A 274-nucleotide genomic window follows, 5' to 3' on the forward strand; every position below is an offset into this window, starting at 1 on the left:
GTTTTGATTTTGAATTGAGGGTCTGAAGATGAAATATTAAAAAGCATCAAATATTTGTAATAGAGCCGGTCGGCCATACATTTAAACATATCCATCATAACATTTCTGTTTTGACCAATAAGAGAAAAGAAATCCTCCCGAGGTACTTTTAAAAGTTTACACTCCGTTTTTGCAATAGCATTCATAGGATAAGATTTTTCATTAAAGAGCAGTGACTCTCCAATGCTCTGTCCATCAGACAAAATATTCTGGGTAAATTCTTTGCCGTCCTCAT

General features: G+C 34.3%; 1 protein-coding gene. It reads right to left on the reverse strand.

From position 1 onward, the window contains the following. Positions 1–274 (reverse strand): Crp/Fnr family transcriptional regulator (locus SB679_RS24160; RefSeq protein ID WP_410704779.1); only part of this gene is annotated, 274 nt, incomplete at both ends.

Origin of the sequence: Chryseobacterium sp. SIMBA_029 (assembly GCF_046535275.1) — a bacterium.
Classification (GTDB): domain Bacteria; phylum Bacteroidota; class Bacteroidia; order Flavobacteriales; family Weeksellaceae; genus Chryseobacterium.